This is a genomic window from Mariniflexile sp. HNIBRBA6329, assembly GCF_043558645.1.
Lineage (GTDB): Bacteria > Bacteroidota > Bacteroidia > Flavobacteriales > Flavobacteriaceae > Mariniflexile.
The window spans coordinates 1-17,011 of the sequence record NZ_JBIFXS010000018.1 but is presented as its reverse complement, the minus strand read 5'-3'; the positions used below and the strand labels follow the sequence as shown (position 1 = coordinate 17,011).

At 33.9% G+C, this 17,011-nt stretch carries 15 protein-coding genes; 8 read left to right on the top strand and 7 right to left on the bottom strand.

The features are described from left to right. Positions 1-147: 147 nt before the first annotated feature. Positions 148-1,155 carry a 3-oxoacyl-ACP synthase III family protein gene (locus tag ACGK9U_RS14635; protein WP_394467235.1) on the bottom strand — a complete coding sequence of 336 codons (1,008 nt, stop codon included), beginning with the start codon at positions 1,153-1,155 and terminating at the stop codon, positions 148-150. A gap of 288 nt (positions 1,156-1,443) precedes the next feature. Between ACGK9U_RS14635 and htpG the strand changes: the two genes are divergently transcribed. Beyond that, positions 1,444-3,354, top strand: coding sequence for a molecular chaperone HtpG (htpG, locus tag ACGK9U_RS14630; RefSeq protein ID WP_394467233.1), 1,911 nt, complete (start codon positions 1,444-1,446; stop codon positions 3,352-3,354). A gap of 177 nt (positions 3,355-3,531) precedes the next feature. On the opposite strand, the gene galB is transcribed toward htpG, so the two are convergent. Continuing rightward, complete coding sequence (gene galB / locus ACGK9U_RS14625; protein ID WP_394467231.1) at positions 3,532-5,958, bottom strand: beta-galactosidase GalB; 2,427 nt, start codon at positions 5,956-5,958, stop codon at positions 3,532-3,534. 90 nt (positions 5,959-6,048) lie between these two features. Further along, a complete protein-coding gene (locus ACGK9U_RS14620) occupies positions 6,049-7,053 on the bottom strand; it encodes a family 43 glycosylhydrolase (RefSeq protein WP_394467229.1) in 1,005 nt (334 codons plus the stop codon). A 379-nt stretch (positions 7,054-7,432) separates the two neighbouring features. On the opposite strand from ACGK9U_RS14620, the gene ACGK9U_RS14615 reads away from it, so the two are divergent. Then, positions 7,433-8,998: an AAA family ATPase gene (locus ACGK9U_RS14615; protein ID WP_394467227.1), complete on the top strand. Its 1,566-nt coding sequence runs from the start codon at positions 7,433-7,435 to the stop codon at positions 8,996-8,998. 25 nt (positions 8,999-9,023) lie between these two features. On the opposite strand, the gene ACGK9U_RS14610 is transcribed toward ACGK9U_RS14615, so the two are convergent. After that, a complete protein-coding gene (locus tag ACGK9U_RS14610; protein WP_394467225.1) occupies positions 9,024-10,181 on the bottom strand; it encodes a class I SAM-dependent RNA methyltransferase in 1,158 nt (385 codons plus the stop codon). A 263-nt stretch (positions 10,182-10,444) separates the two neighbouring features. On the opposite strand from ACGK9U_RS14610, the gene ACGK9U_RS14605 reads away from it, so the two are divergent. From ACGK9U_RS14605 to ACGK9U_RS14595, 3 genes are all read left to right on the top strand, one after another. Further along, positions 10,445-11,176 carry an SAM-dependent methyltransferase gene (locus ACGK9U_RS14605; protein ID WP_394467223.1) on the top strand — a complete coding sequence of 244 codons (732 nt, stop codon included), beginning with the start codon at positions 10,445-10,447 and terminating at the stop codon, positions 11,174-11,176. Positions 11,177-11,209: 33 nt separating this feature from the next. After that, positions 11,210-11,884, top strand: a complete 675-nt coding sequence (locus ACGK9U_RS14600) for a ZIP family metal transporter (protein WP_394467221.1) — start codon at positions 11,210-11,212, stop codon at positions 11,882-11,884. An 84-nt stretch (positions 11,885-11,968) separates the two neighbouring features. Then, positions 11,969-12,397: a DUF4268 domain-containing protein gene (locus ACGK9U_RS14595; RefSeq protein WP_394467219.1), complete on the top strand. Its 429-nt coding sequence runs from the start codon at positions 11,969-11,971 to the stop codon at positions 12,395-12,397. Positions 12,398-12,439: 42 nt separating this feature from the next. Here the strand turns inward: ACGK9U_RS14595 and ACGK9U_RS14590 are convergent, their stop codons facing one another. Genes ACGK9U_RS14590 through ACGK9U_RS14580 form a run of 3 tightly spaced genes read right to left on the bottom strand, consistent with a single transcriptional unit; the run spans position 12,440 to position 14,309 of the window. Then, on the bottom strand, positions 12,440-12,943 hold the full coding sequence (locus ACGK9U_RS14590; RefSeq protein ID WP_394467217.1) for a GNAT family N-acetyltransferase: 504 nt from the start codon (positions 12,941-12,943) through the stop codon (positions 12,440-12,442). 51 nt (positions 12,944-12,994) lie between these two features. Then, on the bottom strand, positions 12,995-13,627 hold the full coding sequence (locus ACGK9U_RS14585; protein WP_394467216.1) for a hemolysin III family protein: 633 nt from the start codon (positions 13,625-13,627) through the stop codon (positions 12,995-12,997). A 1-nt stretch (position 13,628) separates the two neighbouring features. After that, positions 13,629-14,309: a DUF4294 domain-containing protein gene (locus ACGK9U_RS14580; protein WP_394467214.1), complete on the bottom strand. Its 681-nt coding sequence runs from the start codon at positions 14,307-14,309 to the stop codon at positions 13,629-13,631. Positions 14,310-14,413: 104 nt separating this feature from the next. Here ACGK9U_RS14580 and ACGK9U_RS14575 point away from each other — a divergent pair, with 104 nt between their 5' ends. The 3 genes from ACGK9U_RS14575 (at position 14,414) to ACGK9U_RS14565 (ending at position 16,923) form a co-directional block, all read left to right on the top strand. Beyond that, positions 14,414-15,496: a M42 family metallopeptidase gene (locus ACGK9U_RS14575; protein WP_394467212.1), complete on the top strand. Its 1,083-nt coding sequence runs from the start codon at positions 14,414-14,416 to the stop codon at positions 15,494-15,496. A gap of 191 nt (positions 15,497-15,687) precedes the next feature. Next, the gene (locus ACGK9U_RS14570; RefSeq protein ID WP_394467210.1) at positions 15,688-16,239 is read left to right on the top strand and encodes an NUDIX domain-containing protein; all 552 of its coding nucleotides are present in this window, start codon (positions 15,688-15,690) and stop codon (positions 16,237-16,239) included. Positions 16,240-16,248: 9 nt separating this feature from the next. Next, the gene (locus tag ACGK9U_RS14565; protein WP_209653970.1) at positions 16,249-16,923 is read left to right on the top strand and encodes a PrsW family intramembrane metalloprotease; all 675 of its coding nucleotides are present in this window, start codon (positions 16,249-16,251) and stop codon (positions 16,921-16,923) included. Positions 16,924-17,011 lie beyond the last annotated feature (88 nt).

Here is a 17,011-nt window from a genome sequence, read left to right as displayed (position 1 = left end):
TAGCGTATTAGGTGCAATATTTTTATAAGTTTTTCGTCTAATTACTAGATTCTTCACAATAGTAAGTGTTAGTTGAAGTTGATTAATAGCTGGAAAAGCCCAAAACTTAACTGTTTTGGGCTTTTCATTTTTAAATTATTTCTAATTTTAAGCCCATTTTATAATAGCACTTCCCCACGTAAAACCACTACCAAAAGCAGCCAACACCACATGATCACCTGCTTTTATTTTACCTTCTTCCCACGCTTCTGTAAGCGCAATAATTACGGAAGCCGCCGTGGTATTTCCATATTTCATGATATTATTAAAAACTTGATCGTCCCTTAATTTGAATTTACTTTGAATATATTGAGCTATTCGTAAATTAGCTTGATGCGGAATCAACATATCAATATCTTCTTTTTGAAGTCCGTTTTTTTGTAAACCTTCAACAATAACTTCACTAAAGCGCACTACAGCATGCTTAAACACAAAAGTACCATCCATATATGGGAAATATGATAAGTCTTCTTCTCCCGCTTCTACAATTTCGGGAACCCAATGGGCAATACTTGGTGAGGCTACAATTAACTTATCGGCATATTTACCCTCACTATGTAAATGGGTAGACAAAATCCCTTTAGTATTATCTTCTTCTCTGGTTAACACGCAAGCCCCTGCTCCATCTCCAAAAATAACAGTTACACCACGACCTCGTGTTGTTTTATCCAATCCGTTACTGTGGTATTCTGCCCCTATTACCAAAATATTTTTATACATGCCGGTTTTTATAAACTGGTCTGCCACCGATATGGCATACACAAACCCCGAACATTGGTTTCTAACATCTAAAGCGCCAACGGTTCGCATATCTAACAAATCTTGAATTTGCACCCCACAACCAGGAAAGTAAAAATCGGGGCTTAAGGTGGCAAAAACTATAAAATCGATATCATCTTTAATCAATCCAGAGCGTTCAATGGCTATTTTTGCCGCTTTTGCTCCCATAATTGCCGAAGTATCATTTGAACCTTCTTTTATCCATCGCCTTTCTTTAATACCGGTTCGCTCCTGTATCCATTCGTCATTGGTATCCATCATCTTAGATAAATCATCATTAGTCACCACATTATCTGGCACATATTTACCTAATCCTATTATTTTTGAATTGTACATATCCCTCTTAGTTTAAGAAATTCCAAAGTACAACAACTCGAACAAAATTCCAATATTTTTAAATTCCAAATTCCAATCAATCAATCAATCAATCAATCAATCAATCAATAGTTTTTCAAAAAATCCAAAATTGTAAATCGTATATCGTAATTCATAAATAATTAATGTCAGTTTGTCACCTTTTTACTCTTGGTACTTTTTTTGACTATTCACTTCGTAGTAAATTAAAACTATAAATTAATCTGATTCCCTTCACATGAAGGAATGAAAAATTAAAACAATTATATTATGACAAAAGGAAGTATTAATGTATCGGTAGAAAATATTTTTCCACTCATTAAAAAATTCTTGTATAGCGACCACGAAATATTTTTACGTGAGCTTATTAGTAACGGTACAGATGCCACTTTAAAACTAAAGCATCTTACAAGTATTGGAGAGTCTAAATCAGAATATGGTAATCCGAAAATTGAAGTTAAAATAGATAAAGAAGGCAAAAAACTTCATGTAATTGACCAAGGTTTAGGTATGACTGCTGAAGAAGTAGAAAAATACATCAACCAAGTAGCATTTTCGGGCGCTGAAGAGTTTTTAGATAAATACAAAGATTCTGCTAAAGATTCAGGTATTATTGGACATTTTGGTCTTGGTTTCTATTCAGCATTCATGGTAGCTGAAAAAGTAGAGATTCTTACCAAATCACACACAGGAGCACCAGCTGCTCATTGGTCTTGTGATGGTTCACCGGAATTTACTTTAGAAGAAGGTACAAAAGAAGATAGAGGTACTGAAATCATCCTTCACATTGCAGATGATTCTACTGAATTTTTAGAAGAAAGTAGAATTAGAGAATTGTTATTAAAATATAACAAATTCATGCCTATTCCTATTAAATTCGGCACTAAAGAAATTAACGACCCAGAGCACGAACCTGCAACTGTTACTGATAAAGATGGCAAGGAAACAAAAGAACCACAACGTAAAATTACGGTTGATAACATCATCAACAACCCGACTCCTGCTTGGACAAAACAACCTGCAGATTTAGAAGACAAAGATTATAAAGACTTTTACCGCGAGTTGTACCCAATGCAATTTGAAGAGCCTTTATTTAACATCCATTTAAACGTAGATTATCCGTTCAACCTAACAGGTATTTTGTATTTCCCTAAAATGGGTCAGGATATGAACATCCAAAAGGACAAAATTCAACTTTACCAAAACCAAGTATATGTTACCGATAATGTAGAAGGTATTGTTCCTGAATTTTTAACCATGCTTCGTGGCGTTATCGATTCTCCAGACATTCCATTAAACGTATCACGTAGTTATTTGCAAGCCGATGGTGCAGTTAAAAAGATTTCATCTTACATCACCCGTAAAGTTGCTGATAAATTAAAATCGTTATTTAACAATAACCGTGAAGATTTTGAAGCAAAATGGAACGATATTAAAATTGTGATTGAATATGGTATGCTTTCTGAAGAAAAATTCTTTGAAAAAGCAGATGATTTTGCGTTATACCCAACTGTGGATGGCACTTACTATACCTATGAGGAATTATTCAACAAAATAAAAGCAAATCAAACTGACAAAGATGGTAAGTTGGTTATTTTATATGCCTCAAATAATGATGCGCAACATGCCTATATAGAAACAGCCAAGGCAAAAGGGTATGAAGTATTATTATTAGATTCACCAATAGTTTCACATTTAATTCAAAAATTAGAAACTTCTAAAGAAAATATTACGTTTGCTCGTGTTGATGGTGATCATATTGATAATTTAATCAAGAAGGAAGAAACCAAAATTTCTAAATTGACCGAAGAACAAAAAACAGAATTAGAAACACTTTTAAAAGAAGTAATTCCTTCTGAAAAATTCATGGTACAATTAGAATCTATGGATAGTGATGCTTCGCCATTTATCATTACACAACCAGAATTTATGCGCCGTATGAAGGAAATGCAAGCTACTGGCGGTGGCGGTATGAGTATGTTTGGCAGTATGCCAGAAATGTACAATTTGGTAGTAAATACAAACTCAAAATTAGTTGGCGAGATTTTAGAAACCAAAACAAAACCTAAACAAGAACGTTTAATCAACCAAAGTTTAGATTTAGCACGTTTATCTCAAGGGTTGTTAAAAGGTGAAGAACTTACCAAATTCATTAAACGTAGTTACGAGATGATTAAATAGATTTTTAGACTGCTTAGATTTATAGACAGTCTAGAAAAAACCAAATATAATTTTATACTGAAACAGCTTCAGTATTTTATAAAAAATCAAAACCACTTTGTAAAAAACAAAGTGGTTTTTTATGGTTTTAAATGAAAAAAAATACATAATGGTGGTATCTCATTGAGTGTGTAAAGTTTAATTTATTGAATTTAATTTTAAATTTTCACTTTTGAGTCCTTTTCCAGTAACTGTTAATTCTATCTCTCCGGCTTCTTTTTCAGATTGTACCAAGACTACTAATTTTCCACTAAACAACTTCATTGTTGGTAAATGAAACTGTTCTAAAGAAGTAGCATCTCCATTACAAGCTGCTCTGTAGGTTCCTTTTCCTTTTACTTTAAACTTTAGCTGATTGGTTGCCGTTGGACAAGGAATTCCGTTTTTATCTACAACAGAAACGGTAACATAAGACAAATCTTTTCCGTCCGCTTTGATAGTTTTTCTATCCGGATTTAAAACCAATTGATAGGGCTTGCCTGCTGTTTTAATTTCCTTTTCGGCTACTGCTTTTCCATCTTTATCATACGCAACAACTTTTACGGTTCCTGGTTCATATTTAACATCCATCCACATCAAACGATATCTATTTTGTGGGGTCTTATTATTTTTTTTTTGAACTCCCATATTTTTTCCATTGATAAAAAGTTCAGCACTATCGTAATTGGTATATACAAAAACAGGCGTTACTTCTCCTTCTCTACCTTCCCAATTCCAATGAGGTAAAATATGTAAAGTCTCAGCATTTTTATTCCAACGACTTCTGTACAAATAATATCTATCTTTTGGTAAACCTGCCAAATCATTAATTCCAAAATAAGAACTGCGTGACGGCCAACTTGTATCATACGGTGTTGGTTCTCCTAAATAATCAAAACCTGTCCAAACAAATTCTCCAATAACCCAATCTTTATCATCTTGCAATACAAAATCTTCATCCGGAACATTAGACCAACTACAAGCTTCTAAATCATAAGAAGAAGATTGAAAATCATCATATTCAACATTTTTTCCTTGTTTAACAGGAAACTTATAAACCCCTCTTGAACTTACGGTTGATGCTGTTTCAGAACCTAAAATAAATCCTTGTGGAAATCTATTATTTGCTTCTTCATATAGATGTACTCTATAATTTAACCCAGGAACATCCAACAAAGCACCAAACCCTGATTTCATAACAGAATTTACCTGATCCATTCCTACGGTTACTGGTCTAGTTGGGTCTTCTCTATGAAAAATATCTTGCAACCATTTAGCACGTTTCACCCCTGCTTCTCCATGTTGATCTGGTACTTCATTTCCTGAGCTCCACATGACAATAGATGGATGGTTTCTAGTAGCCTGTACCAAGTTAACAATATCTTTTTCAGCATATTCATCAAAAAAACGGTGATATCCATTTTTTACTTTTGCCTTTGCCCATTCATCAAAACTTTCTGCTAAGAACATGAATCCCATTTCATCACACAACTCTAATTGCTCAAAAGAAGGCATATTGTGAGAACTACGAATGGCATTGCATCCCATTTCTTTTAAAATAGTCAATTGACGTCTTAAAGCAGCTTTGTTAATAGCCGTTCCTAAAGGACCTAAATCGTGGTGCAAACAAACTCCTTTAAACTTGGTTACTTTTCCGTTCAAGCTAAATCCTTTGTTAGCTTCGTACTTAATTTCTCTAATTCCAAAACGAGTAGTTACTTCATCTTTTAAATCTTCTCCCACAAAAAACTGAGTGACTGCTGTGTATAAATAAGGATTTTCTGGGCTCCATAAAGATGGATTTTTAACCTTTATATTTTGATCGAATTCGTTCCCAAATTCTAAAGTAGTTTTATCAACACTTACTGTTTTACCATCAGCATCAAAAATAGTAGTTACCAAAGATCCGTTTGCGACAGATACTTTTGTTTTGACATTTACTTTGGCTTCTTCTTTACTAATAAAAGGCGTGGTGATAAAAGTGCCCCATTGATTAATGTTCTCTTTGTTTTTGGTAATCAAACTCACATTTCTGTACAAACCTGCTCCGGGATACCAACGAGAAGCAAATGCTTCATTCGTTAATTTTACCGCTAAAGTATTCTCCCCTTTTTTAAGAAATTTAGAAATATCAAAATAGAAATAGCTGTAACCGTAGGCCCATTTTCCTATTTTTTCTCCATTTAAATACACCTGAGGTTCGCTCATGGCACCTTCAAATAGAATGATTGTTTTTTTTGTTAAATCTTCTTCAGAAATAGTAAAGTTGTTTCTATACCAGGCAGTTCCAACATGTGGTAAAGCGCCTGTTCTCCCTGTTTTTTCGGTAGCTTCTTCTTCACCATTCTGTACAATGGCTACAGTTTGTTTATCAACTTCTTTGTCGAAAGGCCCATAAATAGCCCAATCGTGAGGAACGTTTACCTTTTCCCATTTCGAATCGTTAAAATTTTCTTGTTGGGCATTCTCAACATCTCCTTTTTGAAACTTCCAATTAACATCTAATTCTCTAACATTTCTTACTTGAGAAAAAGAAACTTGTGAGAGGATAAATAATATGAACAGGAAATATTTAAACTTTATCATTCTTAATTACTCTTTAATTTATTTTTTAGTTGGTTATTGCTAATTTATGACATAACAGTATAGGTATTGAAGCTCATGTCCAATTTAATGTCAATCGGCATTTTTTTGCATAAAATCAGGAAAACCACGTTCTGTCCATTCTACAACACGGGCACGTGTAGCACGGTTTTTATCGGATAACTCATGCCCTAGTATTTCCTTATAATCGCGGGCATGGTAAATCATTATCGTAGTTTTTCCTTCTTCTGAAGTTGTAAACGAATTATGCCCTGGACCATACCTTTGTAAATCCTCATCTGTATAAAAAACAGGTCCAGGTGATTTATGCCAATTTGATGCGTCTAACAAATCTGCTTTTTCATCAATCCATAACAAACCAACACAATAATTATGATTGGTAGCACTAGCCGAATAGGTTACAAATATTCTTCCATTATTTTTTATTACAGCTGGACCTTCATTAACATGGTATTTTATTTTTTCCCAACTAAATTCTGGTTCGGTTAAAATTACTTCAGGTCCTGTTAAGCTAGTTGGAGTTTTCATTTCTGATAAAACTAAAGCGGTGCCGTGTTTTCCTCCCCTTACATTTTGCGCCCATATTAAGTACCTTTTACCTTTATGCTGAAAAGTAGTAGCATCTAATGAGAAGGACTCTCTTTGTGTTATTATTTGCCCTTCTTCTGTCCATTCACCTTCCATTGGGTCTTTTGACGAATTCGATAAAGCCCACATTCTTATATTCCATATATTTTCAGCCCCACCTGCAGCAAAATAGATATACCATTTTCCATCTATCCAATGCAATTCTGGCGCCCAAATATGATGTCCCATAACGCCTTGTTTGTGCTTATGCCAAACTACTTTTTCCTGAGCCTCTTTTAAACCATTTATACTATTGGATTTTCTTATTACAATTTGATTATATTCTGGAACTGTTGCAGTTAAATAATACACCCCATCGTCTGTTTTATATACCCATGGGTCGGCACGTTGTTCCGCAATAGGATTATTAAACTCTAAAGTTTGTGAGTAATTTTGGTGTGGACATAAAGTAACTGTTATAACTAAAGCAAAAATTCTGATTAATTTCATGTAAAATAATTTTATTGGTAATTACTAAAACAAGTGTCTTTTAAAAATTTGATTTTCAAATATCGGTAAATCAATTAACTCTTTATGTATGTACTTAACAAAAAAAAACCAATATAGAATTCACAAAAACACAATTAACAACTAAAACATCTTGTTTTAATTTTAATTTTTTAGATGACATATTTTTATCTAAAATCAAATCGATTGAAAATATAAACAGATAGATTAGTCATGCTTCTTCGCTATAACAGAAAAATGTTGATAATTACTTATAACTGCTTATTGTTACTTTGGTAAGAAAAATCTAACTTCGCTTATCGGTGAATATAAATTTTTGAAATAGATTCATATCATAAATTAAGGCACAATTAAAAGCTACATGGAATTACAAAACATAAAAAGCATAAAAAACAAATTGGACTTCCATGATCCAACAGTTTTTAGTAATGCTGAAAATAGCTTTACTCACTTTATTAGTAGGTTGTATATTAAAGAATTTAGACATATAAAAGAGCTTGAAATATTATTCGAGCATCCAGTAACTGTTATAAGTGGAACCAATAAAATCGGTAAAACAAGCATTCTTTTATTACTTGCTTGCAGTCATTACAATTTTTTAAGAGTAGACTCAACAAAACCGACAAGCACATTACGTAGACATACATGGAAAGATGTATTGCAATTCACTTCATACGAGAATACAACCAAAGATTATGAATATCACTTAGATTGGAGGGTTGGCAACGATCCAAGAAATGGAAATTCAAGAAGACTTCATACGAGCCGTTCTTGGAGTGGGGTTGGAAAAGCATCAAAGGATCCAAAAAGAAAAAATGCTCAAATAAAAGAAAGAGAGGTTCCCTTTATTGATTTGGAACGAATACTTCCTGCTCGGAATATATCAAATAGTCTTTTGCGCAAAATATCACATAGTGCACAAACAAGAGTAAATTGTGATATCGAAAAAGCCTTTTGTTATATTTTCTCTATCTCTGATGGAATTGAGATTTATGATATAGGTTCTCATGTAAATAAAAAAGCATTTCTACTTAAAACAACTGGAGACCATTATTCAAGTTTTAATGCAGCTTCTGGCGAAGAATCTGTTCTTAACATTTTAGAGGAGATAATAGAAAGCCCAAAAAATTCGTTCATTATAATAGATGAAATTGAAGCAGGATTTCATCCATTTATACAACGAAAGATAGCAGATGTTATTAATTATGTTAGCTGGAGGGACAAAAAGCAATTTGTAATTACAACACACTCTCCCACATTAATATCTGCATTTAACTCTAAATCTAGAAAATTTATTGAACCTCAAAATGATGGGAATACAAAATGTATAAACAGAATATCTGTAAATGCCGCATTTTCCAAAATGGACTCTAAGGCTTATCCGCTTTTACATCTTTATTGTGAAGATAACATTGCCAATTTCATTCTTAAAAATCTATTAATAAAGCTCAACCAAACCTATAAATATTTCGATAGACTAGTTAATGTAATTGAGTCTGGCCCCGCAAATATGGTTAAAAATGATTACGAACGTCACAAAAGAAACTTTGAACAAATGCGTCTTAAAATAGGATATGCGTGTGTTTTTGACGGCGATTATAAAAATGACCCTTATTATTCTCAATTTCATAAGAATCCGAATGAACATAGCATGTTTTTGTTTCCTTATATGGCGCCTGAAAAGTTTTTGATAAATGCTTATTTAAAGGCTAATCCAAATCAAAGAATTCAAACAAGCCTCAATATAAGTGATCATCATACATTATTCCTAGCAATGGTCAATGAAGGTTTAGCTGCGGATGAAAGTCAAGCATTAAATATTTGTTGGCAAACGTTTATAACTACTCCAGAATTTCAAGTCCTTGAAAACACATTCAATGAGTTCATTCTTAAAGCAACATCAGATTTCACCGTCAGAAACGAATAAATTAAGTGCCAAACACTGGCAGCAATCACTTCATATACTTCCCCTTCTTACTACCTTCATACATCACATATTTAACCAAACGTGCTTCCAGTTTGGCATTAAATAAATGTATTTTTCTTGATGGGCGTAAACCAACAAATTTTAAAGCATCTAGGTTAGAGGTAATAAACCAAGCATCGGTACCTGGGTAACTTTGCTTTAAGGTATCGCCGATGTTTTTGTAAAATTCTTGCATATCTATATTTAAACGCTCGCCGTACGGTGGGTTAAATACCATATGTAGCTTTTCGTCGCCACCTTTTTGGGTTTTAAAGAAATCTTCGTGCTTAACTTCTATAAAATCGTCTAATTGGGCATTTTTTACATTTTCTATGGCTTTGGCTACGGCACTTGGTGCTTTATCATAACCTATAATTTTATGATGGAAATCACGGGTTTTATTTAAAAGTGATTCTTCTATTTTTTCAAACAAATCTACATCCCAATCGTTCCAACGCTCAAACGCGAATTCTTTACGCATTAGGTTTGGTGGTATGTTGCAGGCTATCATAGCAGCTTCAATAAGCATGGTGCCAGAACCACACATGGGATCCATAAAATCGGTTTGTCCGTCCCAACCCGAAAGCATGATTAATCCAGCTGCCAACACTTCATTTATGGGTGCAATATTGGTGGCTAATTTATAGCCACGTTTATGCAAAGAATCTCCCGAAGAGTCTAGCGAAATGGTACATTGGTGCCTATCTACATGCACATTTACCTTTAGGTCGGGGAATTTTAAATCTACATTGGGGCGTTCGCCTGTGGTATCGCGAAATTTATCTACTATCGCATCTTTGGTTTTTTGTGCTATGTATAGTGAGTTTGTAAATAATTCGGAATGTATGGTAGCATCTACCGCAATGGTTCCCGATGGTTTTACATACTGTTCCCAAGGCATTTGGTACAGTTTGTTGTATAAATCCTGCTCGTTATTTACGGTAAATGTTTGTATGGGTTTTAATATTTTTATAGCGGTACGCAAACCCAAATTGGCCTTGTACATAAAGCCTTTATCGCCCGAAAACGATACGCTTCTTACGCCTGTTTTCACGTCTTGTGCTCCTAGTTGTGTGAGTTCATTTGCTAATAATTCTTCAAAACCAAATAGGGTTTTGGCTAACATATTAAAATTTTCTTCCATTTTTTATCTCGAATAGATTGCAAAAATAACGTAATTTTGCGGTTAATTAACCAGCAATTGCTGATAATGGGTTAAGGATTGCAGTCCTTCGACTGCGCTCAGGATAAACTTATCCTTTTGTTTTGTATAAAAAAGACCTTTCGACTGCGCTCAAGGTGATAAAATAAAAGATATAGCAGAAAGCCTGACCCTCCCGATAGTTATCGGGATCAGGGTAACCCCAAAAAATAAAAAAAAGATTCCTGCCTACGCAGGAAATTGATATGAATAAAGACACAACTACTTGGTTTACTTCTTGGTTTGACACACCATTTTACCATATTTTATACAAAGATAGAGACGATACTGAGGCGCAACATTTTATGGACACCCTTACGGGCTATTTGAATATTCCGGAAGGTGGAAAAATTTTGGATTTGGCTTGTGGGCGTGGGCGACATGCCGTGTATTTAAACTCATTGGGGTTTGATGTTACGGGTGCCGATTTGAGCGAAAACAGCATTAGTTACGCCAAACAGTTTGAAAACGATACCTTGCATTTTGAGGTTCACGATATGTGTAAGCCCTTCAATAAACCGTTTGATGCCATTTTTAACTTGTTTACCAGTTTTGGGTATTTTGATAAGGATGAAGATAATTTGAACACCATTAAGGCTATAAAAACCGATTTGAACGACGTAGGTTTTGGGGTGATTGATTTTATGAACAGTGAATTTGTTATTGATAATTTAGTGCCCGAAGAAGTAAAAACGGTAGAAGGGATAGATTTTAACCTAAAACGTTATGTTGAAGATGGTTATATCATAAAAGATATTAGCTTTACTGCCGATGGTGAAGATTACAAATTTCAAGAGCGCGTTAGAGCCTTTACTTTAGCCGATTTTGAAGCGCTTTTTGAAGAAGCAGGTGTATATTTATTGGATATTTTTGGCGATTATAAATTGCGTAAGTTTAGTGCGAAAACTTCGGAGCGTTTAGTAATGATTTTTAAATAGTATTAATTATATTTTAAGTAGGTTATTTTTTAAATGAACAAATTTCTGTTTCCTATACTGGCTGTTATTCTTGGCTTTTTTTTAGCTACCATTACCAAAAATCAAAAATCGTGGAACACCAAACTACTACTTTCTTTTAGTGGTTCGTTTTTATTAGCATTAACACTTTTTGAATTGCTCCCCGAAGTTTATGAGCATTTAGATGCGAAACGTTCTGGATTGTTCATAATGTGCGGTATCATGCTTCAAATTGTGTTGGAGTTGTTCTCTAAAGGTGCCGAACATGGGCATATGCATATACACAAGCATGAAACGGCATTTCCGTGGTCGTTATTTATTAGTTTGTGCATCCATAGTTTTTTAGAAGGGTTTTCTATACACGACCACAACGATATGGTCTACGGGGTTTTGGTACATAAAATTCCTATTGCAACGTTAATTACTATGTTTTTATTCCAATCTAAATACAGTAAAACACAAATTGCTGGATTTTTGTTGGTTTTTGCTTTTATGACGCCTTTAGGAACTTTTATAGGTAATACTTGGGAAGCCCTTGCCGATTATTCGCAAATTATTAATGCCTTTGTTATTGGTATCTTTTTCCATATTTCGACCACCATTTTATTTGAAAGTGCAGAAGGACATAAATTTAATTTATCCAAGTTTATATCCATTGTATTAGGCGTAGCGGTGGCTTATATGATTTAAAAGAGATTAAAGAAAAAAGAAGCTAGAATAGAGATTGTTCCTTTAAGGTCTTTTGTCTATTGTCTCTTTTCTAATATCTAATTTATGTTTTCAAAAGAAGAATCTAGATTATTACGACAAGAATTTTGGACGAGTTATGGGAAATCGTTTCCACGGAAATGGATTTTGTATGATACCAAGCTGAAGGGCTTTAGTTTTAAATTTCATTTTGATACCAAGTCGGCTTTAGTAGCGCTAGATTTGGAAGACGATTTGGAGTTCAGAATTAAATATTGGGAAAAACTAACTGCCCTAAAATCGATTCTTTTAGATGATTTTTTACCGGATGCTATTTTTGAAGAAGCATACCTACTTGAAAATGAAAAAGAAATATCTAGAATTTACGTGCCTTTAGAGCAAAAAGTATCCATTCACAATAAAAACACATGGCGCGATGTGATGGAATTCTTTAATGAAAAAATGAGCTTATTTGAAGCATTTTTTGAAGAATATAAGGATGTGATCGAGGATTAAATGATTTACGATTTTTGAATGACGATTAACGATTTTGAATTGTTAATTGTCAATTGTCAATTGTTTCTCCATTTCGTAATCGTCCATTATAAAACCTTTTCCTATTTCTGTAACAAGGGGTTTAGTTTTTACAAAACCCAACTTTTCATAAGCTAAAATGGAATTGGTATTAAATTTATTTACATTCAGTTTTACTTTTTTCAACTGATAAAAACTGGCTAAATCAAAAACATGTTGCATGGCAGCTTTTCCTATTTTCTTCCCTCTATAATCTTTCAGTACGTACAGTTTACTGAGGAATAAATAATCAGCTTCTTTTTTAACTCCAATATAGCCAACTGGAGTGGTTTCATAAGTGATGTAAAAAAACGAATAACCTTGATGCACTTGATCTTTTAATGCCTGAACAGAATTAAACTTATCAAGCATATATTCAATTTGTTCCAAGCTAATTATTGTAATGTAATGTTCGTGCCAAATAGTATTGGCTAAGTTAGAAATACATTGAAAATCAATAATTTTAGTTGCTGGAATAATTTTTATCATAAGCCTAGTTTACATTCATGAGATTCCTGTTTCCACAGGAATGACAAAAGGTTAAATCACATAAAAAAATATCATAAAAAAGTGAAAAACAGCTCCTGCCAGTACAAATACATGCCAAATAACGTGGTTGTAGGGTATCTTTTTTATAGCGTAAAATAGAATCCCCACAGTATAGGCTAGTCCACCAAAAAATAGCAACAATATGCCATTACTATCCATTAACTTAGATAGGTTGGTAAAATCGAAAACAATAAGCCAACCCATTACCAAATACAATAGGATTGAAAATATTTCGAACCTACCTGTAAAAAATAGTTTTAAAATCACACCAAAAGCCGCTATGCTCCAAACAACGTAAAAAAGGGTCCAACCTAAACTATCATGTAATGTAATTAACAATACCGGGGTATATGTTCCTGCAATAAGAAAGTAAATGCTAATATGGTCTATAATACGGAAATAATGCTTTTTAACCTCGTCATTTACCGAATGGTATAGTGCTGACGCTGTAAATAAAGTTATAATAGAAATCCCGTACACAATTACACTAAAAAGGCTCCAATCGGTTTTATTACTATCGAAAATAATGAGAGTAGTCAATCCTAAAACACCAAAAATAGTACCAATGGTATGCGAAATGGCATTTAATCGTTCTTGTAATGGTGTTTGTTTATAAACTGACAACTTACTTTTTTTTCTGTTTATCTATCCAGATATCTGTTAAATCGTAAAAGTTATATTCTTCGGCTGCTTTTTGTCTTACCAACAATCCGCTTTTAAAACTACGTTGTAAAATATCTTCAATTAAATAATCTTCGTACACGTTTTTAGGGTCGAAAGGTTTCTTTAACGATATATCAAACATACTTGCTGTAGTATTGTACCAAAACGCACGCCAACCACTACGGAGTTCTTTTACCAAACCAAATGTGGTTTTACCGGTTTGCCTATGTATCAATTTTACCAGAATTTGTCCTTCGGTGCGTGTTAATTTTTTTAATTCATCTGAAAACTCACCTTCAATATATTTTTGGATTATTTTGGTGTATTTACGCTTATCGCTAGCCTTCTTCATAGATTCCAATCGGGCGTTTAAAGAATCCAATCTTTCTGAAGCCAATTTGGCATATGGGTATACTTTAAGCGTTTTTCGGCGTAAAATCAGATACCTAATTCTATCTTCCTTACTGGCAAACTTCATATCGCTAAGGATATAAATCGTGTTAAGATTTACCACCTTTTGGGGTATAGAATCACCTTCAACAAATATATAATCATATTCCAAATCATCTTCTTCCTCATCTTTTATTTGAGCATAGAACACCACAGGAATAAGTACAAATAGATATATTATAAAATTCTTCATAAACTATTGGAGCAATAATCTTTCAAAATTAACAAATTACAATGTCTAAAACATTTTTTTTGTATTTATATTATTAATTTAGTGCAAAACTTTAACACAAAACGATGAAGAGCATTTTAAACAAAAAGTCTATGGACTTTTTAGAGTCATATTTGAATAATGCAGCGCCAACAGGCTATGAATGGACAGGACAAAAACTGTGGATGGATTATTTAAAACCTTATGTAGATGAATTTATTACCGATACCTATGGAACTGCGGTAGGTATTATAAACCCCAAAGCTAAATACAAAGTTGTAATTGAAGGACATGCCGATGAAATTTCTTGGTACGTAAATTACATTTCTGATGACGGATTGATTTACGTAATTAGAAATGGCGGAAGCGACCACCAAATAGCACCAAGTAAAGTTGTAAATATTCATACTAAAAACGGCATTGTAAAAGGTGTTTTTGGCTGGCCAGCTATCCATACGCGCGATAAATCGAAAGAAGAAGCGCCAAAACCAGATAATATTTTTATTGATTGTGGCTGCAAAACCAAGGCCGATGTTGAAAAATTAGGGGTACATGTGGGCTGCGTTATCACCTACCCAGATGAATTCCATATTTTAAACGGCGACAAATTTGTATGTCGCGCTTTAGATAACCGCATGGGTGGTTTTATGATTGCTGAAGTAGCGCGTTTACTAAAAGAAAACAAAAAAACCTTGCCTTTTGGATTGTACATTGTAAACGCTGTACAGGAAGAAATTGGTTTACGCGGTGCCGAAATGATTACCCAAACCATAAAACCAAATGTGGCTATTGTTACCGATGTAACGCACGATACCACCACGCCTATGATTGAAAAGAAAACCCAAGGCGATTTAGAATTGGGCAAAGGCCCCGTAATTGCATACGCACCAGCGGTACAACAAAAGTTACGTGATTTAATTACCGATACGGCCGAAGCTAAAAAAATACCATTCCAACGCAACGCCCTATCGCGTGCTACAGGTACCGATACCGATGCGTTTGCATACAGTAATGGTGGTGTAGCATCGGCACTTATTTCATTGCCACTGCGCTACATGCACACGACGGTAGAAATGGTACATAGAGAAGATGTAGAAAACGTTATAAGACTTATTTACGAAAGTTTGCTTAACATAAAAGAAGGCGAAACGTTTAGTTATTTTAAATAATACTTTGTCATTCCCGCGAAAGCGGGAATCTCTTTTCATGACAAAAAAGATATTAAATATTAATCAGTTGGGCGTTACCACAAGGGTCAGGCTTTCCGCTATATCTTTTTTGCTTTTAATGGCAAAAAAGGATGCCACTTCAATCCCTAACGCAAGGCTACTTTAATTAAAATGAACACTTCACAATAAATATGGACGAATACATAGATATCGTAGACAAACACGGCAACCCTACAGGAACATCGGAATTAAAATCGGTAATCCATCAAAAAGGTTATTACCATCATACCACCCATGTTTGGTTTTATACAAAAAATGGTGATGTATTACTGTCGCAACGTTCAGCAAAAAAGAGCATTTGTCCGCTTATGTGGGATGTTTCGGTGGCGGGCCATATCGACGCAGGTGAAACTGCAAAACAAGCAGCCATCAGGGAAACCAGTGAAGAAATTGGGTTAAGTATTTCAGAAAACGATTTACAGCCCATTGGTATTTTTGAATGTTTCCAATCCTATGAAAATGGCATAGTTGATAATGAATTCCATAACACCTTTATAGCCGAACTTAAAGTACCGCTCTCTACATTAAAAGTACAAGAAGAAGAAGTAGAGGCCTTGAAATTGGTATCCTTTCACGAACTTGCATACCTTATTAAAAACGCAGGTATAGGCAATCATTTTGTACCTTCAAACAAAGCCTACTACGAGGTAATTTATAAAAATATCCTAAAACATATAGCTTAACTTCAAACAATGAATCTACTCCTTTTTGCTATTGCTCCCATACTTATTGTCATGCTTTATATTTATTTTAAGGATAAATATGAAAAAGAACCGAAGCGCTTGTTGCTGCTCAACTTTTTTTTGGGAGCGGTAGTTAGTATCCTTATAACCACCATCATGTATTTTGTGTTTGATATTGTACTTCCTTTAACCAATAAAACCAGTATAGCACAACAATTTATAAAAGCTTTTTTTGTTGTTGGTTTTTCCGAAGAATTAAGCAAATACCTTATTGTGCGCTATTATTCGCAAAAACATAAAGAATTCAACGAGCCTTTTGATGGCATTGTGTACGCCGTTATGGTATCGATGGGTTTTGCGGCTACCGAAAATATTTTTTATGTACTGGAAGGTGGCGTGGAAACTGCAGTTTTAAGAGCCTTTACCGCGGTACCAGCCCATGCGACGTTTGGTGTTTTAATGGGTTACTTTATGGGAAAAGCCAAATTTTCGAACCATAAAATAGTATTGAATTTAGCAGGATTATTCCTTGCCGTTCTATTTCATGGGGCATACGACTTTTTCTTATTTATAAACTTTATCCCTGGTGTTTGGGTGGGTGCTTTTATTTCACTATTTATTGGGGTTCTGTTATCTAGAAAAGCTATGAAAGTACATTTGTTAAATTCGCATTTTAAAGTTTAACCTAATCAATATGTCTAGTCCTAAATAACCGATACAGATTATTAAAGGATTAAATTTATAAATTAAAGCTGAACAATATTATCATTGT

Excerpts from the sequence above, each read along its gene's own strand:
- ACGK9U_RS14580 (WP_394467214.1), bottom strand. The coding sequence starts at position 14,309 with ATGAAGAATTTTATAATATATCTATTTGTACTTATTCCTGTGGTGTTC.
- ACGK9U_RS14635 (WP_394467235.1), bottom strand. The coding sequence starts at position 1,155 with ATGTACAATTCAAAAATAATAGGATTAGGTAAATATGTGCCAGATAAT.
- galB (WP_394467231.1), bottom strand. The coding sequence starts at position 5,958 with ATGATAAAGTTTAAATATTTCCTGTTCATATTATTTATCCTCTCACAA.
- ACGK9U_RS14575 (WP_394467212.1), top strand. The coding sequence starts at position 14,414 with ATGAAGAGCATTTTAAACAAAAAGTCTATGGACTTTTTAGAGTCATAT.
- ACGK9U_RS14600 (WP_394467221.1), top strand. The coding sequence starts at position 11,210 with ATGAACAAATTTCTGTTTCCTATACTGGCTGTTATTCTTGGCTTTTTT.
- ACGK9U_RS14565 (WP_209653970.1), top strand. The coding sequence starts at position 16,249 with ATGAATCTACTCCTTTTTGCTATTGCTCCCATACTTATTGTCATGCTT.
- ACGK9U_RS14590 (WP_394467217.1), bottom strand. The coding sequence starts at position 12,943 with ATGATAAAAATTATTCCAGCAACTAAAATTATTGATTTTCAATGTATT.
- ACGK9U_RS14595 (WP_394467219.1), top strand. The coding sequence starts at position 11,969 with ATGTTTTCAAAAGAAGAATCTAGATTATTACGACAAGAATTTTGGACG.
- ACGK9U_RS14570 (WP_394467210.1), top strand. The coding sequence starts at position 15,688 with ATGGACGAATACATAGATATCGTAGACAAACACGGCAACCCTACAGGA.
- htpG (WP_394467233.1), top strand. The coding sequence starts at position 1,444 with ATGACAAAAGGAAGTATTAATGTATCGGTAGAAAATATTTTTCCACTC.
- ACGK9U_RS14620 (WP_394467229.1), bottom strand. The coding sequence starts at position 7,053 with ATGAAATTAATCAGAATTTTTGCTTTAGTTATAACAGTTACTTTATGT.
- ACGK9U_RS14610 (WP_394467225.1), bottom strand. The coding sequence starts at position 10,181 with ATGGAAGAAAATTTTAATATGTTAGCCAAAACCCTATTTGGTTTTGAA.
- ACGK9U_RS14605 (WP_394467223.1), top strand. The coding sequence starts at position 10,445 with ATGAATAAAGACACAACTACTTGGTTTACTTCTTGGTTTGACACACCA.
- ACGK9U_RS14615 (WP_394467227.1), top strand. The coding sequence starts at position 7,433 with ATGGAATTACAAAACATAAAAAGCATAAAAAACAAATTGGACTTCCAT.